Source organism: Bradyrhizobium yuanmingense (assembly GCF_900094575.1).
Taxonomy (GTDB): Bacteria; Pseudomonadota; Alphaproteobacteria; order Rhizobiales; family Xanthobacteraceae; genus Bradyrhizobium; species Bradyrhizobium yuanmingense.
In genome coordinates this window covers 424814-449916 of the sequence record NZ_FMAE01000003.1, presented here as the reverse complement: position 1 = coordinate 449916, position 25103 = coordinate 424814, and the positions used below count along the sequence as shown (strand labels likewise).

Here is a 25103-nt window from a genome sequence, read left to right as displayed (position 1 = left end):
ATGAAGCTCCCGTGCATCACCATGCTCGCCACGCTGCTGCTGACAGTGCCCGCGGCCGCGCAGCTGCAGATCACCCCGCCGGCGACGACGCCGAGTGCACCGGCAGAGAAGCAGAAGCCAAAGCCGCCCGCACCTGCCAAGAAGAAGGAGGCGGCGCCGGCGCCGAAGCCTACGGCATCTCCCAAGCCGTCCGCTTCGCCCAAGCCGGCAACCGTGATCCCCGCGCCGCCGTCCGACGATCCCAACGTCGACCTCGTGTTCGGCGCCTATCAGCGCGGCCAGTACAAGACCGCGTTCGAGCTCGCCACCGTGCGCGCACAAGCGGGCGATGCCAAGGCGATGACCATGCTCGGCGAGCTCTATTCCAACGCCATGGGCATCCGGCGCGATTACGCCAAGGCGGCCGAATGGTACAAGCGCGCGGCCGATGCCGGCGATCGCGAGGCGATGTTCGCGCTCGCCATGCTGCGCATCTCCGGCCGCGGCGGCCCGGTCGACAAAAGCGAGGCGGTCAGGCTGATGGCCTCCGCCGCCAAGCTCGGCGAGCCCAAGGCGGCCTATAACCTCGCCCTGCTCTATTTGGACGGCCAGACGCTGCCGCAGGACGTCCGACGTTCGGCGGAACTGCTGCGCCAAGCCGCCGATGCAGGCCTGCCCGAAGCGCAATACGCGCTCGCGACCTTCTACAAGGAAGGCACCGGTGTGCCGAAGGACCCCGAACGCGCGGTGCGGCTGCTGCAGGCCGCCGCGATCGCCGACAATGTCGATGCCGAGGTCGAATATGCCATCGCGATGTTCAACGGCACCGGCACGCCGAAGAACCAGCCGGCCGCCGTCGCCCTGCTGCGCAAGGCCTCCCGCCAGGGCAGCGCGATCGCGCAGAACCGGCTGGCCTGGGTGCTGATCAACGGCGTGGGCACGCCCGTGGACAAGATCGAAGGCTTCAAATGGCACCTGGTGGCCAAGACTGCCGGCAAGGGCGACCCCGAGCTCGACAAGCAGCTCTCCGATCTGCCGGCCGATGACCGCGCCAAGGCCGAGGCCGCTGCCAGGAAGTGGCTCGGGTCCAAATGACTTGACGCGGGGCCCCTCACGGGGCACCCAATCCCTCAAACAGGCGTGTTTCCGCGCCCCTCTCCCCGATCAAGACCAGAAGCATATGCTGTATTCCGCCACTATCAACGTCATGGTCAAGGCGGCGCGCCGCGCCGGCCGCAGCCTCAAGCGCGATCTCGGCGAGATCGAGCATCTCCAGGTCTCGCTGAAGGGACCGGCCAATTTCGTCTCGCTCGCCGACAAGCGCGCCGAGGAGATCCTCTACCAGGACCTCGCCAAGGCCCGGCCCGGCTACGGCTTCATCGGCGAGGAAGGGGGCGCGCGCGAGGGCACCGACAAGAGCCACACCTGGATCGTCGATCCCTTGGACGGCACCACCAACTTCCTGCACGGCATCCCGCAATTTGCGATCTCGATCGGGCTCGCCCGCGAGGGCACCATGATCGCCGGCGTGATCTACAATCCCGCCAATGACGAGCTCTACATCGCCGAGCGCGGCAAGGGCGCCTTCCTCAACGACCAGCGCCTGCGCGTCGCCGGCCGCCGCCAGCTGAGCGAATGCGTGGTGGCCTGCGGCCTGCCCCATATCGGCCGCGGCGACCACGAGGAATTCCGCCGCGAGATGACCGCGATCCAGGACCGCGTCGCCGGCTTGCGCCGTTTCGGCGCTGCCTCGCTCGATCTCGCCTTCGTCGCCGCCGGCCGGCTCGACGGGTATTGGGAGCGCGATTTGCAATCCTGGGACATCGCGGCCGGTATGCTGATGGTGCGCGAAGCCGGCGGCACCATCAGCGATATCGCAACGCCGGGCGACCCGCTGGTCACCGGGCACGTCGTGTGCGGGAATGAGTACGTGCACGGGGAGCTGGTGAAGATCTTGCGGAAGCCGGCTTAAGGCGGCAGCTCGCGCTCCACATTCCCCTGTCATTCCGGGGCGCGCCTCTTGGCGCGAGCCCGGAATCCATTGATCCTCGTCAATGGTGGCCCGCTGGATTCCGGGCTCGTGCTTCGCACGCCCCGGAATGACGGGGGTGCATCAGTGGCCTGTGTGCGCCCGCGCCGGTCGGCCGTGCGCTTCAGCTTCCCGCGCCGCCTTCGGCTCGCGATCACCCGCCAGCACGCGCTGCACCGAGACGAAGAACACCGGCACCATTAACAGCGCCAGGATCACGACCGCGATCATGCCGCCCATCACCACGCTGCCGAGCGCCTGCTGGCTGGCGCCGCCGGCGCCGTGGGCGATGGCCATCGGCAGCACGCCGCAGATGAAGGCAAGGCCGGTCATCAAGATGGGGCGGAAGCGCAGGCGGCAGGCTTCGATGGTGGCTTCGACCAGCGGCTTGCCTTCTTTCCGCAGATCCTTGGCGAACTCGATGATCAGGATCGCGTCCTTTGCGGCGAGGCCAATGATCGTGATCAGGCCGACGGTGAAATAGACGTCGTTGGGCAGGCCGCGCAGCATAGCGGCAGTGACCGCGCCGACGATGCCGAGCGGCACGGTGAGCAGCACCGCGAGCGGAATGGTCCAGCTCTCGTAGAGCGCGGCGAGGCACAAGAACACCACGAACACCGACAGCGCGAGCAGGAACGGCGCCTGCGAGCCCGACAGCTTCTCCTGTAGCGACTGTCCGGTCCATTCATAGCCGAAGCCGCGCGGCAATCGGTCGGCGAGCCGCTCCATCTCGGCGATCGCGTCGCCCGAGGTGAAGCCGGGCCTGGCCTCGCCGGAGATGCGCACCGCCGGATAATAGTTGAAGCCGGCGATCTGCGTCGGGCCGCGCGCCCATTCGATCGTGGTGAAGGACGAGAACGGCACCAGCTGGCCGCGGCTGTTCTTGACGTTGTAATTGAGGATGTCCTCGGCCCGCATGCGGTCGCGCGCGTCCGCCTGCACCACGACGCGCTGCATGCGGCCGCGATTCGGGAAGTCGTTGATGTAGTTCGAGCCGAGATTGGTCGAAATGGTGTTGTTGATGTCCTCGAAGGTGACGCCGAACGCGCCGGCCTTCTCGCGGTCGATCATGAGATTGACCACGCCCGCCTCGGGCAGGCCTTCGATATAGACCTTCTGCAGCACCGGGCTGGCATTGGCCTCCGCGATCAGCTGGTCGGCGGCGCGCATCAATTGCTGATAGCCCTTCTGGCCGCGATCCTGGAGGCGAAACGAGAAGCCGGACGAGTTGCCGAGATTGTCGATCGGCGGCGGCTGCAGCGCCGAGATTTTTGCGTCGCGGATCGACGAGCCCAGGTCGCGGTTGACGTCGTTGACGATCGCGGCAGCGGAGTCCTTCGGCCCGCGCTCCGACCAGTCCTTCAGCGTGATGAAGGCCTGCGCGGTGTTCATGCCCTGGCCGGAGAAGCTGAAGCCGGTGAGGAAGGTGACGTTGTCGACGCCCGGCCGCGCGGCGAGATATTTTTCGACCTTCTCGATCACGGCCTCGGTGCGGGCATAGGACGAATCCGAGGGCGTCTGCACGTCGGTGGTGATGAAGCCCTGGTCGTCGACGGGGAGGAAGCCGCCGGGCAGGTTGACGAAGGCCCAGGACAGGCCGACCAGCAGCGCGGCATAGACCAGCATCAGGCGGCCGGTGCGATTCAGCGAAAAGCCGACGGTGCGTGAATAGCGTTCCTTGACGCCTTCGAGCATGCGGTTGAACCAGCCGAACACGAAGTTGGTCGAATGACCGTGCCCCTTTGCCACAGGCTTCAACAGCGTCGCGCACAGCGCCGGCGTCAACGACAGCGCCAGGAAGGCGGAGAAGCCGATCGCGGCGACCATGGTGACGGAGAACTGGCGGTAGATGATGCCGACCGAGCCCGGGAAGAACGCCATCGGCACGAACACCGCCATCAGCACCAGCGTGATGCCGATGATGGCGCCGGTGATCTGCGACATGGCTTTACGCGTCGCTTCCTTCGGCGGCAGGCCTTCCTCGGCCATGATGCGCTCGACGTTCTCGACCACGACGATGGCGTCGTCGACGAGGATGCCGACCGCCAGCACCATGCCGAACATCGAGAGCATGTTGATGGAATAGCCGGCGAGCAGCAGCGTGGAGCAGGCGCCCAGCAGCGCCACCGGGACCACGATGGTCGGAATGATGGTGTAGCGGATGTTCTGCAGGAACAAGAACATCACCACGAACACCAGCACCACGGCTTCGACCAGCGTCGTCAGCACCTTCTCGATCGAGGCCTCGACCACAGGCGTGATGTTGTAGGGGATCTCGTAGGTGATGTTGGCCGGGAAGAAGCGCGACAGCTCCTTCATCTTCGCTTCGACCGCGCTGGCGGTCGCCAGCGCATTGCCGGTCGGCGACATCAGGACCGACAGGCCCGCCGTCGGCTTGCCGTCGAGGCGCGTGTTGAACTGGTAGCTGAGGCCGCCGACCTCGATGCGCGCGACGTCGCGCAGGCGCACGGTCGAGCCGTCGGCGTTGGCGCGCAGGATGATGGCGCCGAACTCGTCGGGCGAGGAGAGCTGACCTTTGACCAGCACCAGTGCCGAGGTGCGCTGGTTCGAGGTCGACGGCTCGGCGCCGATGCTGCCGGAAGCGACCTGCGCGTTCTGCGCGGTGATGGCCTTGTTGACGTCGTCGGCGGTCAGGCCATAGCCGACCAGCTTGGCCGGATCGACCCAGACACGAAGCGAGCGCTCGGTCGAGTACAGTGTGGCGCGGCCGACGCCGGGAATGCGGCGGATCTCGCCGAGCACGTTGCGGATCATGAAGTCGCCGAGGCCGACTTCATCCAGGCTGCCGTCAGTCGAGTTCAGCGTGATGATCTGCAGCACTGCGCTCGAGGCTTCCTCGATCAGGATGCCCTGCTGCATCACCGCGCGCGGCAGGCGCGCCTCGACGCGCTTGATGCGGTTCTGGACCTCGACCGAGGCGGCACTGGTGTCGGTGCCCGGCTGGAAATTGGCGATGATCTCGACCTGGCCGAGCGAGTCACTGGTCGATTCGAAATTGAGGATGTTGGCGGCGCCGTTGAGCTCCTCCTCGATCAACCGCGTGACGCTATTGTAGAGGTTTTCCGGCGAGGCGCCGGGATAGCTGGTCGAGACCGAGATCGAGGGCGGCGCGATGATCGGATATTGCGCGATCGGCAGCAGCGGCACCGCGATCGCGCCGATCAAGCAGATGAACAGCGCGACCACCCAGGCGAAGATCGGCCTGTCGATGAAGAAACTCGGCATTGGCCGTTTTATCCTCGTTGTTCGGTTAGACCCTCATGGTGAGGAGCGCGGAACGCGCGCTCCGGACGATGCCGCGCATCGCCGCGAGAACCATGAAGGCCCGGCTCTCTCCCGCGGCCATCCTTCGAGACGCCCGCTTGCAGCGGGCTCCTCAGGTTAAGGACGACACTTGCTGCGCGGAGCGTTACCGCGTGAGCTGCTGAGCGTGCCGGTTGTCTGCGGTCGCTTCCGCCTCCGACCAGGATTGCGGCTTGACCTTGTCGCCGGCCGCGAATTTCTGGAAGCCTTCGACCACGACCTTGTCGCCGGACTTCAGGCCTTCGGTGATGAACCAGAGGCCGTCCTGCACCGAGCCGGTGCGCACCGGCTGCACCGCGATGTGATTGTCGTCCTTGACGACGAACACCTCGCTGCCGCCGCCGCCATTGCGCTGGATCGCCTGCTGCGGCACCGCGATCGCATCGGAATCGAGACCCTGGTCGATGCGGACCCGGACATACATGCCCGGGAGCAGCTCGCGCTTGGGATTGGGGAACTCGCCGCGCAACGTCACCTGCCCGGTGTGGGCGTCGACCTTGGCGTCGGAGAACAGCAGCTTGCCGTCGAGCGAATAGATGGTGTTGTCGTCGAGCACGAGGCGCACCTTGGCGGCATCGGCGGCGATGCGATCGAGGTCGCCGGTCTCGAAGGCGCGGCGGAGCTGGTTGAGCTCGGTCACCGACTGGGTAAAGTCGGCATAGATCGGATCGAGCTGCTGGATGGTGGCGAGATTGGTCTCGTTCTGCACGGCGAGCGCGCCCTCGCTGACGAGGGCCGCGCCGACCACGCCGTCGATCGGCGCACGCACGGTGGCGTAGTCGAGATTAAGCCTGGCCCGAGCGAGCTCGGCCTTGCGGCCCTCGACCTCGGCATGGGCCTGGCGTTCGGCCGCAATCGCCTTCTCGTTCTCGGCTTCGGGCGCGGCGCGATCCCTGGTCAGGGTGGCGATACGATGCGCCTGCTGCTTGGCCTGCGCCAATGCCGCTTCGGCCTTCGCCAGCGCGGCCTCGTTGGCCATGACCTCGACCTCGAACGGGCGCGGATCGATGCGGTAGAGCGGATCGCCGGCCCTGACCTCGCTGCCCTGGCGGAACAGGCGCTCTACCACGATGCCGGACACGCGCGGCCGGACTTCGGAGACCCGGGTCGGGGCGATGCGGCCCGGCAGCTCGCGCACCACGGCGCGCGGCTGCGGCTTGACGATAACGATGCTGACGTCAGGGGCAGGCGGCTGGGCGGCGGACACCGCGGAACTGGATTCCTCGCAAGCACCCAGCAGCGGCGCAAGGGCCGCGAGCATCATTGCAACGCATGCCGATCGCGCTCGAATTCCAAACATGAAGTGGGATGCCCCGATTGTTGAAACTGATCATGCTCGCGCGAAGCCCGTTCTGGACCTTTTGCACGCGGCTGATGCCGCCAAAATAGAATGCATCTGCTGCGATGCAACGCATGGCGCGGGCGGCTCATTGTCACACAGCTTATCCCGTTGAAATCAGAAAGCTTTTGCGGTGTAACTTGATTGTGAATCTAAGTTCCACCGGCGCGTGCTGCGGCGGAACACCGCAATTACTCGGCGGCCATCATCCGGTAATGGCTGACGCCCCATTCTGTTCCGTCGGCGTAACCGAACAGGCCCGAGGTCGCGAGCAGGAACCAGCGCCAGCGACGCATCCAGAGAGCGGTCTCCTCGCCGTGGACCCCGTGCAAGGAGGCTTCGATGGCCTCGCGATGGGCATCGAAATTGGCCAGCCAGTCGTTGGCGGTGCGCTGGTAGTGCGTGCCGCTCCAGCACCATTCCTTCTCGATGGCAAAGATATCGTCGAACTGCCTGACGAGGTGATGGCTCGGCATCAGCCCGCCTGTGTAGACGTATTGCGCGATCCAGTCGTCGCGATCGGCCGGGTCAGGCAGATGCGAGCCGGACCGGTGGGTGACGACGTGCATGAAGAACCGTCCCTCCGGCGCGAGCCATGACCGCACGCGCGTCATCAGCTTGCGCCAGTTGCTCATCCGCTCGAACATCTCGACCGAGACGATGCGGTCGAACTGGCCATCGGGCGCGAACACGTTCATGTCGGCCGTGACCACGCGCAGATTCAGCAGCCCGCGCCGCCGCGCCTCCTCCTCGACGGAGGCGCGCTGCGCCTGCGAGGCCGCGACCGCCGTCACCGTCGCGTGCGGAAATTGCCGTGCCATCCACAGCGACAGCGAGCCCCAGCCACAGCCAAGCTCCAGAATGGCCTGGCCGTCGGTCAGGCCGGCATGCTCGACGGTCTGGCGCAGCGCCTCCTCCTCCGCCTCCCGCAAGCTGGTCGCGTCGGTCTTGTAGAAGCAGGAGGAGAATTTGCGGTTGGGGCCGAGCAAGTCGGCGAAGAAGGCCGCGGGCACCTCGTCATGCCCCGCTGCCGCGCCCTCGGCGATCGGCCGCAGCATCATCCGCCCGGCGAAGGCGGCATCGTCGCCGAGGCCCAGCCCGGACAGGCGCGTCGCCATGCGGGAGCACAGGCGCTGGATCGCGGCGCGGATCACCACGTCCGGCAGCGGCACACGCTCGGCAGTCCCGATGATCGCGGAAACGACGCTCATGCGCCCCCCGAATGGCGAACTTCTGCAGAGACCTGCTTATCAAAGCACCGCTTCCGGTCCGGGTTCCCCGAGCTGTCCCCGAAATCGGCGCATCCGGCGCTTTTTTTGGGCCGGCGCTGTGCCATAGTGCGCGCCGCAAGCAAGCTTTACGTAACGGATGATACCGGCATGCGGTCTGGCACTTCCCGATCCACCATGGACATCGAGTACACCAAACTGTCCTCGCCCAGCGTCTTCCTGGTGCGGATGCTGGTCTTCCTGGTGCTGTGCACGCTGGTGAGCGTGGTGCTCTACAAGCAGATCGTCCAGGCCTTCTTCGCCAATCCCGGGCTCAACGCCCTGATCGGAGGGGTGCTGTTCATCGGCATCATCCTGGCCTTCCGCCAGGTCATCCGGCTCTATCCCGAAGTCTCCTGGGTCAACAATTTCCGCGTCGCCGATCCCGGCCTGGCGCCGGCCCGCCACCCCAAGCTGCTGGCGCCGATGGCTGCGATCCTCGGCGGGGAGCGTTCAGGGCGGATGACCATCACCCAGACCACGATGCGGCACCTGCTCGATTCGATCGCGACCCGCCTGGACGAGGCCCGCGACATCTCCCGCTACATGACCGGCCTCTTGGTTTTCCTCGGCCTGCTCGGCACCTTCTGGGGCCTGATCGAGACGGTGGGCTCGGTGGGCAAGGTGATCGACGGGCTCAAGGTCGGGAGCGACTCCGGGGCGCTGTTCGACACGCTGAAGGAAGGTCTCGCCGCCCCGCTCGGCGGCATGGGCATCTCCTTCTCCAGCTCGCTGTTCGGCCTTGCCGGCTCGCTGATCCTCGGCTTCCTCGATCTGCAATCGAGCCAGGCGCAGAACCGCTTCTACACCGATCTCGAAGACTGGCTCGCCACCACAGTGCGCGAGTATGGCAACGGCGAGGCGCCTGTCGCGACCGGCGGCGGCGTCGCCAGCGGCGAGCTTCAGGCCGCGGTCGAACGGCTGCGGTCCGTACTCGAGGAAGGCAGCGCCGGCCGCGGCACCACCGCGGCGATGGCGAGCCTTGCCGAAGCCATCCAGGCGCTGGTCTCGCACATGCGCACCGAGCAGCAGATGATCCGCGAATGGGCCGACGGCCAGGGCGAGCAGAACCGCGAGATCCGCCGCCTGCTGGAGCGGATCGCGCGCCAGCCCGAGAAGAGTTGAGACGGTGTTGTGCCCCGGACGCGACGCAGGATGAAATGATGCATCGCTGAGCCGGGGCCCAGCGTCAGGGACAAGATGGGTCCCGGCTCTGCGCAGCAGCGTTGCACGCTGCACCGCGTCCGGGACACAAGAGTGGAGACGGATGACATGGCCCTTGCCCGCGCCCGCCGCAGCGAAGGCGGTCTCAACTACTGGCCCGGCTTCGTCGACGCGCTGTCGACGCTGGTGCTGTCGATCGTGTTCCTGCTGTCGGTATTCCTCGTGGTGCAGTTCTTCCTGTCGCAGGAGGTCACCGGCAAGGACAAGGCGCTGGAACAGCTCAACGCCAAGATCGCCCAGCTCAACGAGCTGTTGTCGCTGGAGAAGCTCGGCAAGCTCACCCTCGACGACCAGGTCTCGTCGCTGAAAGCCGGGCTCGCCTCGGCCGAGTCCGAGCGCGACCGCATCAAGGGTCTCTATGACGGCTTGGCGGCCGCCGGCAACGATGCGCAAGGCAAGACCGCCGAGCTCGGCAAGGCATTGGACTCGGAGAAGGCGGTTTCGGCGCGGGCGCTGGCGCAGATCGAGGTGCTGAACCAGCAGATCAGCGCGCTGCGCCGGCAATTGGCGGCGCTGGAGGAGGCGCTCGATGCCTCCGAGAAGCGCGACAAGGAATCGCAGAACCGCATCGCCGACCTGGGCTCTCGCCTCAACGTCGCCCTGGCGCAGCGCGTGCAGGAATTGTCGCGCTACCGCTCGGAATTCTTCGGCCGCCTGCGCGCCATCCTCGGCAACCGCCCCGACATCCGCATCGTCGGCGACCGCTTCGTGTTTCAGTCCGAAGTGTTCTTCGACACGGGACAAGCGGTGCTGCTGCCCGAGGGCCGCGCCGAGCTCGACACCTTGGCAGCGGCGCTGATCGAGCTCGACAAGAAGATCCCGAGCGACATCCCCTGGGTGCTGCGCGTCGACGGCCATACCGACGTGCGGCCGGTGAGCGGCGCGAACTTCAGGTCGAACTGGGACCTGTCCGCGGCGCGCTCGATCTCAGTGGTGCAATATCTGGTCTCGCTCGGCGTGCCCGCCCAGCGCCTCGTCGCGGCCGGCTTCGGCGAATTCCAGCCGCTCGATACCGGCAACACCGAGGAGGCCTACAAGCGCAATCGCCGCATCGAGCTGAAGCTGACGGAGCGGTAGTGAGCGCGCTCCACCTCCGCCTTTACCGACCCGAAGACGAAGCCGTCGCGATCGATCTCTGGCATCGCACCTGGCAGCAGGCCTATCCGCAGATCGACTTCGCCGCACGGCTCGAATGGTGGCGCGAGCGCTGGCTGAGGGATCTGGTGCCGAAGGCCCAGATCGTGGTGGCGGAGCAGGGCGGCGCGCTGGTCGGTTTCGTCACCGTCGACGGCGAAGGCTATCTCGACCAGCTCGTCGTCGATCCCGCGCATTGGGGCTCCGACGCGGCAAGGCTGCTGGTCGACGAGGCCAAGCGCCTGTCGCCCTCGGGCGTCACGCTGCTCGTCAACAAGGACAATGCCCGCGCGATCCGCTTCTACGAGCGTAGCGGCTTCGCCCATGCGGGCGACGACGTGAACCCGACCTCGGGGCGGCCGGTGTTGAAGATGGTGTGGAAGGCGTGAGGTCCCCGGTACTTTCCGCCGTGTGAGGCGTCTACGCGCCCTCGAACTGCAGCCGCGCCAGCCGCGCATAGAGCCCGTTCGCCGCGACGAGCTCGGCATGCGTGCCCTGCTCGACGATCCGGCCCTGGTCCATCACCAGGATGCGGTCGCAGGAGAGCACGGTGGCGAGGCGGTGGGCGATGACGAGCGTGGTGCGGTGGCGCATCAGCTCTTCCAGCGCGGTCTGCACCAGCGTCTCGCTTTCGGCGTCGAGCGCGGAGGTGGCTTCGTCCAGCAGCAACAGCGGCGCGTCGCGCAGGATGGCGCGTGCGATCGCAATGCGCTGGCGCTGGCCGCCGGAGAGCGTCACGCCGCGCTCGCCGAGCGCAGTCTCGAAACCTTCAGGCAGGCGGCGGATGAATTCGGCGGCATGGGCGAGCTCGGCGGCGCGCACGACCTCGGCATCGGTCGCATCGGGCCGGCCGAAGCGGATGTTCTCGCGGGCGCTTGCGGCGAACACCACGGATTCCTGCGGCACCAATGCGATGCGCGCGCGGAAATCGCCGGGGTCGGCGGACTTGACCGGCACGCCGTCGAGCAAGATCGTCCCGCTGCGCGGATCGTAGAAGCGCAGCAGCAGATGAAAGATGGTGCTCTTGCCGGCCCCGGAGGGACCGACGATCGCGACCTTCTCGCCGGGGCGCACGGTGAACGACACCGCGTCGAGCACCTTGACGTCGGACCGCGCCGGATAGGCGAAGCTGACCCGATCGAAGCCGACCTCGCCGCGCGCCGGCACCGGCAGCGCAAGCGGCGTCGCAGGCGCGGTGATCTCGGGCTTGACGTGGAGGATCTCGAACAGGCGCTCGGCCGCGCCCGACGCCGCCGAGACCTCGCCCCAGACCTCGCTGAGCTGGCCGAGGCCCGCTGCGGCAAACACCGCATACAGCACGAACTGACCGAGCCGGCCCGGCGTGATCGCACCGGTGAGCACGTCATGCGAGCCGATCCAGAGGATGGCGACCACGCTTGCGAACACGATGAAGATGATGATCGCCGTGAGCACGGCGCGGGCCTGGGTCGAGGTGCGCGCGGCTTCATAGGCCTGCTCGACCTCGCCGCCGAAACGCTTCTCGGCAAATTGCTCGCTGGTATAGGCCTGCACGGTGCGGATCGCGCCGACCAGCTCGCCGGCATAGGCGGAGGCGTCGGCGAGCGTGTCCTGCGCATTGCGCGACAGGCGCCGCACCCAGCGCCCGAACGCCACCAGCGGCAGCACGATCAAAGGGATGGCCAGCAGCACGAAGCCCGACAGCTTCGGGCTCGTGATCACCATCATCGCCGTCGCGCCGAGGAACATCATCAGGTTGCGCAGCGCGATCGAGACGGAGGCACCGACCGCCGATTTCAGCTGGGTGGTGTCGGCAGTGAGGCGCGAGATCAATTCGCCGCTGCGGGCGGAATCGAAGAAGGCGGGAGAGAGCGACAATAGATGGGCGAAGACGTCGCGCCGGAGATCGGCGACGATGCGTTCGCCGATCGTCATCACAAGGTAGTAGCGCGCGGCACTGGCGATCGCGAGCACGGCGACGACCGCGAGCATCACCGAGAAGTAGCTGTTGATCAGCTCGATGCCCTCGGGCGTCAGGCCGAAATCGATCATCCGGCGCACCGCGACCGGCACCAGCAGCGTGGTCAACGCTGCGATCGTCAGCGCAACGAAGGCCAGCGCCGCCCGGCCGCGATAGCGGATCACATAGGGCGCGAGCGCGAGCAGCGGCCGCAGCTTGGCGCGGCCCTTGGCCGGCGCTTCGATCAGCTCGGCCTCGATCGAGGGAGTGTCTGCGGCGTTCATTGCGGGCCGTTCGACATCGTGGTCATCCAGCCGTTCCACTGCGCTCATGAGATCCGACCCGTTGCATTGATCTGCTCCCAATAGGCCGGTGCAGGAGTAGTGGCAAATCCGGGAAGTCCCTTAGGGGCAAACCCGGTCCAGCGCGCGGGCATGGCTTGTTTTGCGGGGTTTCGTGAGGTATAGAGCCGCCCAAATCCGTCATTCGCGAGCCACCCAAGAAGGCGCCGGAGCGCCGAGGAATTGCCATGAAAGCCGAAATTCACCCGAATTATCATACGATTAAGGTCGTCATGACCGACGGAACCGAGTACCTGACCCGCTCGACCTGGGGCAAGGAAGGCGACACGCTGAACCTCGACATCGACCCGAAGTCGCACCCGGCCTGGACCGGCGGCTCCGCCCAGATCATGGACCGCGGCGGCCGCGTCTCGCGCTTCCAGAAGAAGTTTTCGGGCTTTCTCAAGAAGGATTGAGCCGGCCGCAAGGCTGGAGATGAAAACGCCCCCGGGGAGACCGGGGGCGTTTTTGTTTTGGGGCTGTCATTCCGGGGCGCGACGAAGTCGCGAGCTACGATGCGCAATTGCGCATCTGAGAATCCATAACCTCGATCGGGAGTATGGATTCCGGGCCCGCGCCAAGAGGCGCGTCCCGGAATTACGATTGTTGATAGACCCTACCGCTCGAACGCGGCCTTCAGCGCGTTGAGGTGCGGCACCAGCGGGTTGCCGATCGTGGCCTGCTCGGCCGGCGGGGTGTGGATCGTGCTGTCGAGGCGGCGGACGCGGGTCTGCAGGCTCATCGAGCGATGGATCAGGTCCTGAAGCTGCGCGGGCAGCTTCTCGATGGTGTCGGCGGGACCGGGATCGGCGGCGGTGAGCTTGACCTTGGTCTTCTCGCGATTGGCCTGGCTTAGCGTCATCTCGCCTTCCTTGACCGCGCGGTGCAGCAGCAGCCAGGAGGCGAGCTGCATCAGGCGCGTCGTGAGGCGCATGCTCTCGGTCGCATAGGTGAGGCTGACGGCGCGGTCGAGCGCCTTGGCCTCAACGCGGCCGGCGCCGTCGAGATAGGCGGCGGTCTCCTCGACGAGGTCCATGCCCTCACGGAACAAATTGCCGAACGCCGCAGAATTGGTGAATCGCTCACTGAGCTGAACGAGCGCGCCGTCGGCCTGCAAACGTTCCATGGTTAACGCCTCTTACGCAACTGTTTGACTGCCCGGCTTTGCCGCCGGCTTATGATGAACAAATCATTGCGCGGGCGGGACGCGGAGTCCAGTGACAAGCGCGGATATGGTTTCCGCGGGTCAATTCTTTCGAATGCAACCGGGATGAGAGGTGCAAACCGAGCAGTGAACGCAAAAAAAGAGCCGCCGGAGACCGGCGGCTTTGAAAGTTGATAACAGGGAGGCGTCAAACAGAGTGGACAGGAGCCACTCGGTGTCCAAACGAGGACAGTTCCAGTCATAAACCCGAAAGCTTAATCTGAAGTAAACGAGCTAATTTTTTCAGAGTTCATTAGTCATGTGAGCCAGTGGCCGAGTGTGCTGCGGGAACAGACTCTCCGTCGTCATTCCGGGGCGCGACGAAGTCGCGAGCCCGGAATGACGAGGCGGGGAAAGTTCGGCCCACGCGTCCGGGACGACAGTCGCTGTGTGGCGACCACTAAGACTTGAAAATACTGTTCGCCGCATCGCGCGAGGCGCGCTTTTTGGTGGCGGCTTCTTCCAGTCTTGCGATCTCGGTCTTGAGCAGCGCCACGCGCTCGGTCAGTTCCTCCACTGACAAAAGTGAGAGGTCCTGCCCAATTTCATGACTGATCTTCTTGCGTGGGCGATCGTCGTCTTCGATCGGCATCGTCGTTGCTCCTCTCGTCCGCGGACCGGACCACACGGCCTAAGGCGGTTGCCAGCCTGCACCGCGCTGGCTAAGCAAGGGCCTCGTTTCCTCCCGCACTTTTGCTCAAGGACACATCATGGACAAGCTGCCCGCGCAAATGACCGTGGTCGCCATCTCCAAGCCCGGTGGGCCGGAGGTGCTGGTGCCGGAGCAACGCAGTGTTCCGCAGCCCGGTCCCGACGAGATCCTGGTCAAGGTCGAAGCTGCCGGCGTCAACCGGCCCGACGTGGCGCAGCGCTCCGGCGCCTATCCGCCGCCGCCCGGCGCCAGCGACCTGCCCGGCCTCGAGATATCAGGCGAAGTCGTCGCGGTCGGCAGCAACGCCAAGCGGCACAAGGTCGGCGACAAGGTGATGTCGCTGGTCGCCGGCGGCGGCTATGCGCAGTACTGCATCGCCCAGGACGCCCAGGCGATGAAAGTGCCGCCGGCGCTGTCGATGAAGGAAGCCGGCGCGCTGCCGGAAACACTGATGACGGTCTGGCACAATGTGTTCGAACGCGGCGGCCTCAAGGCCGGCGAGACGCTGCTGATCCATGGCGGCTCGTCCGGCATCGGCACTATGGCCATTCAGCTTGCCAAAGCCTTCGGTGCGAAAGTGTTCGTCACCGTGGGATCGCAGGACAAGATCGACGCCTGCCTCAAACTGGGGGCCGACCGCGCCATCAACTACAAGACCGAAGACTTCGTCGCCGTGGTGAAGGCGGAGACCAACAACGTTGGCATCAACCTGATCCTCGACATGGTCGCCGGCGACTATGTCGACCGCAACTATGATGCCGCCGCGGTCGACGGCCGCATCGTCCAGATCGCGACCCTCAACGGCCCCAAGGTCAGCGTCAACATCGCCAAGGTGATGGTCAAGCGCCTGACCCATACCGGCTCGACCTTGCGCCCCCGTAGTAATGCGGACAAGGCGGCGATGGTGGCCGCGATCGAGCAGAAAGTGATGCCGCTTTTGCGCGAAGGCCGCGTCAAGCCGGTGATGGACAGCACTTTCCCGCTGGAAAAGGCGGCAGACGCCCACCGGCGCATGGAAACGAGCGCACATATTGGCAAAATTGTGTTGGAGGCCTAGGCCGCTGGCCGACAGGGCAAGCCGGAAACCCTTTGATTTTCCTCGCTTTCGTGGCATCTATCGCGACGCACCGAACCGCATCGGTCCGGTCAGAAATCGCCTTCTAGATTTGCCTTGCACTGACGAGTTTGCGTCGAACGCGGAGAACTGACCTTGCGTCTGATCAGGTGCCTCGCGCCCATCGCGCTGGGCCTCATGATTCTTGTCGCCGCGTATCCTGCGCGCGCGCTCGACGCCGTCAGCGTCCGTAGCGACGCGCCCGCGATCGACCTCACCGGCGTGCTCGAGCATCAGCGCAGCGATGCCGATCGTATCCAGGTCTCCACCGCACCCGGCACCGACGGCATCGTCCGCCGCATCGAGGTGCGCGCCCGCGAGGGCGGACAGAACTGGGTGGTGTTCGCGCTCGCCAACAACACCGACGACCAGCTCGATCGCCTGATCGTCGCTCCGCACTATCGCATCGTCTCCTCGGGATTGCTGTGGCCCGACCTCGGCCTGTCGCGCATCGCGACCATCACGCCCTCGATCGGCGACCGCCCGGAACGGCAGGAAAGCGCCACCGCGGACGTGTTCCGCATCACGCTCGACCCCGGCGCCGTCGTCACCTTCGTTGCGGAGCTGCGCACCGACAAGCTGCCGCAGCTCTACCTGTGGGAGCCGGAAGCCTACAAGGACAAGGTCAACTCCTTCACGCTGTACCAGGGCATCGTGATCGGCATCTCCGGCTTGCTTGCCTTGGTGCTGACCATCCTGTTCGTGGTGAAGGGCAGCATCATGTTCCCGGCCGCGGCGGCGCTGGCCTGGGCGGTGCTGGTCTATATCGGCGTCGACTTCGGCTTCTGGGGCAAGGTGCTCGACATGTCGAACAACGCCGAGCGCATCTGGCGCGCGGCGGGCGAAGCGATCCTGGCGGCGACACTCCTGGTGTTCCTGTTCGCCTATCTCAATCTCAGCCGCTGGCACGTGCGCTATTCGCACATCACGGTCGGCTGGCTCGCGTTCCTCGGCTCGCTGGTGGCGCTCGCGCTGTTCGACCCGGCGGTGGCCTCCGGCATCGCCCGCATCTCGCTGGTGCTGATCGCCTTCGCCGGCTTCGCGCTGATCGTCTATCTCTCCACCCACGGCTTCGACCGCGCCGTGCTCTTGATCCCGACCTGGTTCCTCCTCGTGGTCTGGGTGGTCGCGGCCGGCATGACGGTGGCGGGCTCGGTCACCAACGACATCGTCGGCCCGGCCCTGCTCGGCGGCCTCGTGCTGATCGTGATGCTGATCGGCTTTACGGTGATGCAGCACGCCTTTGCCGGCGGCGGCGCCAGCACGGGCGTCGTCTCCGACATCGAGCGGCGCGCCTTGGCGCTGGCCGGCTCCGGCGACCTGATCTGGGACTGGGACGTCTCCGCCGACAAGGTGTTCACCAGTCCCGAGACCGAAGCCCTGCTCGGGCTGAAGCGCGGGACGCTGGAAGGCCCGGCCGCCTCCTGGTTAGAAGTACTGCATCCGCTCGACCAGGACCGTTTCCGCGCCGCGCTCGACAGCGTGCTCGACCAGCGCCGCGGCCGCCTGGTGCAGGATTTCCGTCTGCGCACGCCGGACGGCCACTTCATGTGGTTCGCGCTCAAGGCGCGCCCGGTGGTCGGCTCGGACGGCGAGGTCTCGCGCGTGGTCGGCACGCTCACTGACGTCACCGAGCTGCGCAACGCCGAGGAGCGCCTGCTGCACGATTCCGTGCATGACAATCTCACCGGCCTGCCCAACCGAAAACTGTTCATGGACCGGCTGGGCGCGGTCGCGCATTTCGCCAAGACCATGCCGACGCTGCGGCCGACGCTGATGGTGATCGACCTCGACCGCTTCAAGCAGGTCAACGATTCCGTCGGGATCGCGGTCGGCGATTCCATCCTGCTCACGCTGGCGCGCCGCCTCACCCGCATCCTGAAGCCGCAGGACACGCTGGCGCGGATGGCCGGCGACCAATTCGGCCTGATCCTGCTGTCGGAGCAGGACCCGGCCCGCATCACCGCTTTCGCCGAGACCATCCGCAAGACCATCCGCGCGCCGATCGCCTTCAACGACCGCGAGATCTTCCTCACCGCGTCGATCGGCCTCGCGCTGTCCGATCCGCAAACCCAGCTCACGGACGAGATCATCAAGGACGCCGAGCTGGCGATGTATCACTCCAAGCGGATCGGCGGCGACCGCATCGACGTCTACAAGCCGGCGATGCGGGCGCGCAAGACCGACCGCCTGACGCTGGAGAGCGAGTTGCGCCGTGCCATCGAGCGCCAAGAGATCACGATCCTGTACCAGCCGATCGTGCGGCTGGAGGATCGCTCCATCGCCGGTTTCGAGGCCCTGGCGCGCTGGGACCACCCGAAGCTCGGACGCATGGCGCCCTCCGAGTTCATCACCATCGCCGAGGAGACCGGGTTGATCGTCGACCTCGGCATGTTCGTGCTCGACCAGACCGCCAAGCAGCTTTCGGTGTGGCAGCGGGCGATGCGCTCGCGCGAGCCGATCTTCGCTTCCGTCAACGTCTCCTCGCGGCAGCTGCTGCGCCACGATTTGATTCACGATGTCCGTACCGTGCTGTCGCGCTCCTCGGTGGCGCGCGGCACGCTCAAGCTCGAGCTGACGGAATCGCTGGTGATGGAGAATCCGGAGCACGCAGCCCAGATGTTGACCCGGATCCGCGAGCTCGGCACCGGGCTGTCGCTCGACGATTTCGGCACAGGCCACTCCTCGCTGGCCTATCTGCAGCGCTTCCCGTTCGACACTATCAAGATCGACCAATCGTTCGTACGCACCACCAGCCGCGGCACCCGCCCCGTGATCCTGAAGTCGATCATCGCGCTCGCGCATGACCTCGGCATGGACGTCGTCGCCGAAGGCGCCGAGACCGATTCGGACGCCGTCGAGCTCTACCAGATGGGCTGCGAATACGCGCAAGGTTTTGCCTTCGGCGAGCCGATGGACGCGGACGCGGCGATGCGGCTGCTCACGGAAGTGCGGCTGGAAGCTGCGAGCTGATCTTCCCCTCTCCCCTTGCGGGAGAGGGTCCGCTCGCAAGCGAGCGGGGGTGAGGGGTATCTCTCCCCACGTCCAAATCCATCTGAATGCGCGGAGACATACCCCTCATCCGGCGCTTCGCGCCACCTTCTCCCGCAAGGGGAGAAGGGAAGTCACGCACTATCGCCGCCGCTCACCCTTCTGCTTCCTGAACCGTACGCTCTGGCCGTCCGGCATGCGCGTTGCCACGAAGCCGGCGGCGAGGCAGGCTTCGCGTTGCGGCATCTGGATGTCGGGGCTGCGCAGGCTGTCCCACCATGAGGCGCGCTGGGCCGCGCGCGGCAGCGCCGCGCCGATGATCTCCTCGATCTGCTCGAAGCTCAGCACGAACTCCTCCTGCTTCTGCCGCAGCAGATAATCGCGCAACGCGTCGTAGTCGTTCACACTCGTCCTCTCGTCCTGGGCGAAGGTCAGGCTGCTCAAAACCGTCAGCCGCATAAACCGATTCTTAACTCATTGCGGCAGCGCCGTCGCGGCTTAAACACTACGCAAGCTTTCGGGCGCATCCACTATGGACAGGAGCGAACAATGTTCTCTGGATGGCGCGACGTTGCGGCCCGCCGGCCGTGGCGGATTTCGGCGAAGCTGCTGATCATCTCGTCCGTGGTGACGGTGATCGGCTTTTCCGCCATTTGCGTCAACGTCATGCTCGACATGCGCCGCGGCGAGGAGGCACTCGCCCGCCAGACGCTGGAGAACCTCGCGACCACGATCGAGTCCGACGTCAGCCGCAACGTCGAGATCTACGATTTGTCGCTGAAGGCGGTGGCCAGCAACATGCTGCTGCCCGAGTTGGCGACGGTCTCAAAGACGATCCGTCACCTGATCCTGTTCGACCACGCGACCACCGCCAAGCATTTCGGCGCCATCCAGGTGTTCGACGCCGAGGGCCGGCTGACCATCGATGCCTCCACGCTCGATCCCCTGCCCGAGGACCGCAGCGAGGAGGACTACTTCAAGGTCCACCGGGATAATCCCGGCACGGAGCTGTTCATCAGCCGTCCCATGCTGTTTCGCGGCGCCTACTCGATCGTGCTGAGCCGGCGCATCAGTGACGCTGACGGCGGCTTCATGGGCGTCGTCGCCGGCTCGATCCGCTTCAGCTATTTCCACGAGCTGTTCGATCGGCTCAACCTCGACCCTGAGGACACCATCACCGTGCTCAAGCGCGACCGCACCATCATCATGCGGCGACCGTTCGATCTCGACATCATCGGCACGAACCTGAACGACCGTCAGAACTGGAAGGCCGACAATCTCAGGGTCGGCGCCGCCTATTCGGGACAGGGCCCGGTCGATGCGACGCCGCGGCTCTATGTCCGCAGCAAGAACAATGGTCCGCTGTTCGTGGTCGCCGGCAAGCCTTTGGCCGCGGTGTTCGCACTCTGGCAAAGGGAGGCGCTCCGCATCGGCACCGTGGTGCTGGCGCTCATCCTGTTCGTGCTGGGATCGACCCTCGTGCTCGCGCGCGAGATCGGCCGGCGCGCCGAGGCCGAGCGCAAGCTCGAGGAGTTGGCGACGACCGACGCGCTCACGGGCTTGAAAAACCGCCGCAAATTCGATTCCGTAATCGACGTCGAATGGCGGCGCGCCATGCGCCAGAAGGCGCCGATCGCGCTGCTCATGATCGATACCGATCACTTCAAGGCCTACAACGACACGTTCGGCCATCAGGCCGGCGATCAGGTGCTGGTCGGCATCGCCATCTGCATTTCCGATTCGGTGAGCCGCGCCGGCGATTGCGCGGCGCGCTATGGCGGCGAGGAATTCGCCGTGCTGCTGCCGAACACCTCCGCCGCCGAGGCCTTCAAGGTGGCGGAGACGATCCGCCGCAAGGTGCAGGGCTGGTCCCACGAGCAGGCGATGTCGACCGTGTCCTGCGGCATCGCCAGCCTGGTCCCGAATGCCGGCATGGATTGGCCGATGCTGGTTGCCGCCGCCGACAAGGCGCTCTACGCCGCCAAGGCCGGCGGGCGCAACCAGTCGGTGGTGGCGAGCCTGCCGCAGCTGTCGTTGGTGGCGTGAGGCGGTCTCTCGCTCTCGTCATTGCGAGGAGCTCTTGCGACGAAGCAATCCAGACTTCCTCAGCGGAAGGATTCTGGATTGCTTCGCTTCGCTCGCAATGACGAGCGGCTCGCTACTGCCCCAGATACTTCTTCATCTCCGCGACCAGCCCGTCGCGCAATTCCGGGCGCTTCAAGCCATAGGCGATGTTGGCGCGCAGGAAGCCGGGCTTGGAGCCGCAATCATGGCGCTCGCCCTCGAACTCGACGCCGTAGAATTTCTGCGTCTTGGCAAGCCCGATCATGGCGTCGGTGAGCTGGATCTCGCCGCCGGCGCCGCGCTCCTGGGTCTCCAGGATCTTGAAGATCTCCGGCTGCAGGATGTAGCGGCCGGTGATCGAAAGGTTGGAGGGCGCGGTGCCCTTGGCCGGCTTCTCGACCATGCCGTCGACCTCGAACATCTTGCCGTTGCGCTTGCCTACGCCGCAGATGCCGTATTGATGGGTCAGGTGATCGGGCACCGCCTCGACCGCGATCAGATTGGATTTCTCGCCGAGCGAGGACGCCATTTCGATCATCTGCTTCAGGCAGCCGGGCGTGTTGAGCACGAGCTCGTCCGGCAGCACCACGGCGAACGGCTCGTTGCCGACGATGTCGCGCGCGCACCAGACCGCGTGGCCGAGGCCGAGCGGCGCCTGCTGGCGGGTGAAGCTGACCGCGCCGGCCTCGGGCTGGTTCTGCGCCAGGATGTCCTGCTCGGCTTTCTTGCCGCGCGCGGCCAGCGTCGTGTCGAGCTCGAACATCCGGTCGAAATGATCCTCGATGACATTTTTGTTGCGGCCGGTGACGAAGACGAAGTGCTCGATGCCGGCTTCCTTCGCCTCGTCATAGACGTATTGGATCAGCGGCTTGTCGACGATGGTCAGCATTTCCTTCGGCATCGCCTTGGTGGCAGGCAAAACGCGGGTGCCGAGGCCGGCGACGGGGAATACGGCTTTGCGAATCTTCATGGGATCGATCGAATACCTTGGGGCACATGGGACGGGAGCAATGGCATCCTTGCTAGCCTGTTTGCAGCCGCCAACAAAGGCGGATGTGGGGCCTCGCCCCGACGGAGTTAAGAAAAAGGCCGCCACCAAAATTTCACCTTTGTTAAGCTATTGGCAACGCTAACCAGGCCTCCTGTGGCGGGTTTTTCAGGCCGACGGGTGGAACATGATGCAATCAATGGCGGGACTGGCGACACGGGCTGGCGGCGCGGTCGTTGCGGCCGCTTTGCTGCTGCCGGCCGGCGCACACGCCCAGGCGCAGAACGGCCTGTCCAACCTGTTCGGCGGCATCTTCTCGGGATCGAACCCGGCACCGGCGCAACCCACACCTGGCCCGAGCGGCGCGCCGACGGGTCCATTGCCGTGGAGCGGCGAGGACGGCGCCTCCGGCCATCCCTTGATGACGGCCGCCGCGATCCGCGAGGCTGCCGGCAATTTCAACAATTGCGTCGCTGCGATGTGGCCCGATGCCGCACGACGCGGCGTCACGCAGGAGAACTTTCAGCGCTTCACCGCCGGGCTCTCACCCGACCTGCGCATCATGGACCTCATGGATTCGCAGCCGGAATTCACCAAGTCGATCTGGGCCTATCTCGACATCCTGGTGAACGACAACCGCCTCGCCAAGGGCCGCGAGGTCCTCGCCAAATACAAGACGCAGTTCGACGCCACCGAAAAGGCCACCGGTGTCGACCGCTACATCATCGCCTCGATCTGGGGCATCGAGTCCAATTACTCGACGCAGATCGGCGATCGCAGCGTGCTGCAATCGACCGCGACGCTCGCCTGCATCGGCCGCCGCCAAGCCTATTTCAAGGACGAATTCCTCTCCGCGCTGGAGATCCTCAACCGCGGCGATTTGCGTCCGGAGCAGCTGCGCGGCTCCTGGGCCGGCGCCTTCGGCCCGACCCAGTTCATGCCGACCGCGTTCAAGCGCTTCGCGGTGGACGGCGACGGCGACGGCCGGCGCGACGTCGTCGACAATCCGACCGACCTGATCGCGTCGACCGCCAACAATCTGAAGAAGGACGGCTGGCAGCCCGGCCAGACCTGGGGCTACGAGGTCGTGGTGCCGCAAGGCTTCAACTACATGCTGGCCGACCGCGCCAAGGCGATGCCGATCGCGCAATGGGAGAAGCTCGGGCTCAAGCGTCCGAACAACCAGGCCTTCCCGCATCCTGCGGACAAGGCCTACCTGCTGGCACCCGCCGGCGCGCAGGGACCGGGCTTTTTGATGCTGCAGAATTACCGCGTCATCATGAAGTACAACCCGGCGGAAGCCTATGCGCTGGCGATCGGCCATTTCGCCGACCGCCTGCGCGGGGGACAGCCTTTCGTGCAGCCCTGGCCGCGGCAGGAGCGCGAGCTGTCCCGCACCGAACGGCTGGAGCTGCAGCAGCTGCTGGCTCAGCGCGGCTACTACAAGGGCACCCCGGACGGCCAATTCGGCGGCCTGACCAGGGAGGCTCTGCGTAATTTCCAGGCCTCGATCGGGGTCCCCGCCGACGGTTTTGCCTCCTCCGACGTGCTGGACCGGCTGCGCGGGCAGTAAAATCGCGCCTGAAGTAACCTTGAAGGGGGATTTTGGCTGACAGCCTTGACCGGGACTGGTGTTCCCCGGTCTATGGACAAGAATCTGCGATGGAATTTGCCCGTTTGGCGCCTGATTCCGTTATTATATTGAGCTAACTTCGATCCCCCATTGCACGTGCCCGAGATCGCATGTCGAAGAAGTCCCTGTTCAAGGCGCTGACCGAGACCGGCCCGTTGATCGCGCTGGGGACGGCGCTTGCGATCCTGGTGTCGGTGGCGGCACCCGCTTCGGCGCAGTTCTTCAACTTCCCTGGCTTCGGCGGTCCGCCGCAGCGTTCGGCCCCACCACCGCCACCACGGGGCGGCGGAGGTGGCGGATGGTTCGGCGGCGACTTCTTCGCACCCTTCCAGCCGCCGCCGCAGGCGCCGCGCCAGGATTTTTCGCGTGCGCCGGCACCGGCCAAGCGCGACACGATTCCTGAGAAGAACGTGCTGGTGATCGGCGATGCCATGGCCGACTGGCTCGCCTATGGCCTCGAAGACGCCTACGCCGAGCAGCCCGACATGGGCGTGATCCGCAAGCACAAGACCACGTCCGGCCTGATCAGGTACCAGCCCAAGGGCGAGCCCGCGGACTGGGCCGCGGCGGCCAAGGGAATTCTCGAGACCGAAAAGCCCGACGTGATCGTCGTCATGCTCGGCCTCAACGACCGCGTCGCGATCCGCGAGCCGGCCGCCGACAAACCCGACAAGCCGGCCGCGGAGAAGGACAAAGATAAGAAGAACGACAAGGGTGCGCGCGCAAAGCCGCAAGGCAAGCCCAGCGACGCCAAGCCCGGCGACGCCAAGCCCGGCGACAGCGCCGCCAAGCCGGACGATAAGCCTGCCGACGCCGACCTGCCGCAGGACGACGCCGACAATGCCGACACGCCGGCAGCCGCGCCGGAAAAGACCGCGCGCAATCCGAACGGCCTCTACGAATTCCGTGACGAGCGCTGGGTCGAGCTCTACGGCAAGAAGATCGAGGAGCTCGCGGCCGTCCTCAAAACCAAGGGCGTGCCGGTGCTCTGGGTCGGCCTGCCCGCGGTCCGCGGACCGAAGGGCACCGCGGACACGCTGTTCCTGGATTCGCTGTACCGTGAGGGCGCGGCCAAGGCCGGCATCACCTATGTCGACGTATGGGACGGCTTCGTCGACGAAGCCGGCCGCTTCCTGCAGAAGGGCCCGGACTTCGAAGGCCAGATCCGCCAGCTTCGCAGCTCCGACGGCATCTATTTCACCAAGGCCGGCGCGCGCAAGCTCGCGCATTATGTCGAGCGCGAGATCACGCGTCTGCTTGCCGGACGCTCCGGCCCGATCGCGCTGCCGAGCGAGCCCGCGACGCCCGACACCAGCGCCGAGCCGGGCAAGCCCGCGCCGCGGCCGTTGGCCGGACCGATCGTGCCGCTGGTTGCAGCCTCGATCTCGACCGATCAATTGCTGGGCGGACCGGGCACGCGTCCCGCCGCCGTCGATGCGCTCGCCGCCAAGACCATGGTAAAGGGTGAACCGCTGGCAGCCCCGGCCGGCCGCGCCGACGATTATGCCTGGCCGCGCCGGGAAGTCGGCCGCGAGCAGGCCAAGGGCGATACGCCGATGGCGGCAACGACGCCGGACGGCGGGGCGGCTCAGGGCGCACCGGGCGCCGCCGCCGCGATCGCACCGCCAAAGCTCGCGCCGAAGAAGCCGCAGGTCGCCCCGCAACTGCCGGCCCAGGCAACGCCCACATTCCGTGATTTCTTCGGCTTCGGCTCGCCGCAGCCCCCGCCGCCGCGCCAAATGGCGCCGCCGCCCGGGCCGCGCAATCCGAATCCCAATCCTGGGATCCCGCGTCCGCCGGCTAACGTCGGCCGTTCCGCCGAGATGTTCCGGTAAGGTAAGATCTCGTGTCCCGGACGCGACGCTGCACCTTCTGGTGAT

General features: G+C 66.0%; 19 protein-coding genes. 11 read left to right on the top strand and 8 right to left on the bottom strand.

The features are described 5' to 3' along the window. Positions 1-1074: a tetratricopeptide repeat protein gene (locus GA0061099_RS11810; protein WP_035998306.1), complete on the top strand. Its 1074-nt coding sequence runs from the start codon at positions 1-3 to the stop codon at positions 1072-1074. An 85-nt stretch (positions 1075-1159) separates the two neighbouring features. After that, positions 1160-1951 carry an inositol monophosphatase family protein gene (locus GA0061099_RS11805; protein WP_036021711.1) on the top strand — a complete coding sequence of 264 codons (792 nt, stop codon included), beginning with the start codon at positions 1160-1162 and terminating at the stop codon, positions 1949-1951. A gap of 141 nt (positions 1952-2092) precedes the next feature. Here GA0061099_RS11805 and GA0061099_RS11800 read toward each other — a convergent pair whose 3' ends face one another. The 3 genes from GA0061099_RS11800 to GA0061099_RS11790 all read right to left on the bottom strand — a co-directional run bounded on the left by GA0061099_RS11800 (position 2093) and on the right by GA0061099_RS11790 (position 7882). Continuing rightward, a complete protein-coding gene (locus tag GA0061099_RS11800) occupies positions 2093-5254 on the bottom strand; it encodes a multidrug efflux RND transporter permease subunit (protein WP_035998301.1) in 3162 nt (1053 codons plus the stop codon). A gap of 184 nt (positions 5255-5438) precedes the next feature. Beyond that, positions 5439-6632, bottom strand: a complete 1194-nt coding sequence (locus GA0061099_RS11795) for an efflux RND transporter periplasmic adaptor subunit (RefSeq protein ID WP_085968706.1) — start codon at positions 6630-6632, stop codon at positions 5439-5441. A 230-nt stretch (positions 6633-6862) separates the two neighbouring features. Next, on the bottom strand, positions 6863-7882 hold the full coding sequence (locus GA0061099_RS11790; RefSeq protein WP_036021707.1) for an SAM-dependent methyltransferase: 1020 nt from the start codon (positions 7880-7882) through the stop codon (positions 6863-6865). Between the two features lie 168 nt (positions 7883-8050). On the opposite strand from GA0061099_RS11790, the gene GA0061099_RS11785 reads away from it, so the two are divergent. The 3 genes from GA0061099_RS11785 to GA0061099_RS11775 all read left to right on the top strand — a co-directional run bounded on the left by GA0061099_RS11785 (position 8051) and on the right by GA0061099_RS11775 (position 10686). Further along, on the top strand, positions 8051-9064 hold the full coding sequence (locus tag GA0061099_RS11785) for a hypothetical protein (RefSeq protein WP_036021706.1): 1014 nt from the start codon (positions 8051-8053) through the stop codon (positions 9062-9064). 147 nt (positions 9065-9211) lie between these two features. Beyond that, on the top strand, positions 9212-10240 hold the full coding sequence (locus GA0061099_RS11780; protein ID WP_036021776.1) for a peptidoglycan -binding protein: 1029 nt from the start codon (positions 9212-9214) through the stop codon (positions 10238-10240). After that, positions 10240-10686, top strand: a complete 447-nt coding sequence (locus GA0061099_RS11775; protein ID WP_036021703.1) for a GNAT family N-acetyltransferase — start codon at positions 10240-10242, stop codon at positions 10684-10686. Before GA0061099_RS11780 ends, GA0061099_RS11775 begins: the two co-directional genes overlap by 1 nt. Before the next feature lie 31 nt (positions 10687-10717). Here GA0061099_RS11775 and GA0061099_RS11770 read toward each other — a convergent pair whose 3' ends face one another. Beyond that, positions 10718-12568, bottom strand: coding sequence for an ABC transporter ATP-binding protein/permease (locus GA0061099_RS11770; protein WP_036021701.1), 1851 nt, complete (start codon positions 12566-12568; stop codon positions 10718-10720). 197 nt (positions 12569-12765) lie between these two features. Here GA0061099_RS11770 and rpmE point away from each other — a divergent pair, with 197 nt between their 5' ends. After that, positions 12766-12993 carry a 50S ribosomal protein L31 gene (gene rpmE / locus GA0061099_RS11765; protein ID WP_027573780.1) on the top strand — a complete coding sequence of 76 codons (228 nt, stop codon included), beginning with the start codon at positions 12766-12768 and terminating at the stop codon, positions 12991-12993. 200 nt (positions 12994-13193) lie between these two features. Here the strand turns inward: rpmE and rcdA are convergent, their stop codons facing one another. Both rcdA and GA0061099_RS11755 read right to left on the bottom strand, forming a co-directional pair. Then, positions 13194-13703, bottom strand: coding sequence for a protease adaptor protein RcdA (rcdA, locus tag GA0061099_RS11760; RefSeq protein WP_035998279.1), 510 nt, complete (start codon positions 13701-13703; stop codon positions 13194-13196). A 478-nt stretch (positions 13704-14181) separates the two neighbouring features. Beyond that, positions 14182-14373, bottom strand: a complete 192-nt coding sequence (locus tag GA0061099_RS11755) for a DUF1192 domain-containing protein (protein ID WP_036021698.1) — start codon at positions 14371-14373, stop codon at positions 14182-14184. A 118-nt stretch (positions 14374-14491) separates the two neighbouring features. Between GA0061099_RS11755 and GA0061099_RS11750 the strand changes: the two genes are divergently transcribed. Then, positions 14492-15490, top strand: a complete 999-nt coding sequence (locus tag GA0061099_RS11750) for an NAD(P)H-quinone oxidoreductase (RefSeq protein ID WP_035998275.1) — start codon at positions 14492-14494, stop codon at positions 15488-15490. 153 nt (positions 15491-15643) lie between these two features. Further along, entirely contained in the window at positions 15644-18520 is a 2877-nt protein-coding gene (locus GA0061099_RS11745; RefSeq protein WP_035998272.1) for an EAL domain-containing protein, read from the top strand. Positions 18521-18679: 159 nt separating this feature from the next. Here the strand turns inward: GA0061099_RS11745 and GA0061099_RS11740 are convergent, their stop codons facing one another. Beyond that, positions 18680-18943 (bottom strand): DUF7662 domain-containing protein, encoded by a 264-nt coding sequence (locus GA0061099_RS11740; RefSeq protein WP_036021774.1) that lies wholly within the window; start codon positions 18941-18943, stop codon positions 18680-18682. Between the two features lie 144 nt (positions 18944-19087). Here GA0061099_RS11740 and GA0061099_RS11735 point away from each other — a divergent pair, with 144 nt between their 5' ends. Then, complete coding sequence (locus tag GA0061099_RS11735; RefSeq protein ID WP_036021694.1) at positions 19088-20584, top strand: sensor domain-containing diguanylate cyclase; 1497 nt, start codon at positions 19088-19090, stop codon at positions 20582-20584. Positions 20585-20696: 112 nt separating this feature from the next. Here the strand turns inward: GA0061099_RS11735 and galU are convergent, their stop codons facing one another. Continuing rightward, positions 20697-21572 (bottom strand): UTP--glucose-1-phosphate uridylyltransferase GalU, encoded by an 876-nt coding sequence (galU, locus tag GA0061099_RS11730; protein WP_036021692.1) that lies wholly within the window; start codon positions 21570-21572, stop codon positions 20697-20699. A 205-nt stretch (positions 21573-21777) separates the two neighbouring features. On the opposite strand from galU, the gene GA0061099_RS11725 reads away from it, so the two are divergent. Both GA0061099_RS11725 and GA0061099_RS11720 read left to right on the top strand, forming a co-directional pair. Further along, on the top strand, positions 21778-23163 hold the full coding sequence (locus GA0061099_RS11725; protein ID WP_193375174.1) for a lytic murein transglycosylase: 1386 nt from the start codon (positions 21778-21780) through the stop codon (positions 23161-23163). Between the two features lie 170 nt (positions 23164-23333). Beyond that, positions 23334-25058 carry an SGNH/GDSL hydrolase family protein gene (locus tag GA0061099_RS11720; protein WP_074447694.1) on the top strand — a complete coding sequence of 575 codons (1725 nt, stop codon included), beginning with the start codon at positions 23334-23336 and terminating at the stop codon, positions 25056-25058. The last annotated feature ends 45 nt before the right edge of the window (positions 25059-25103 follow it).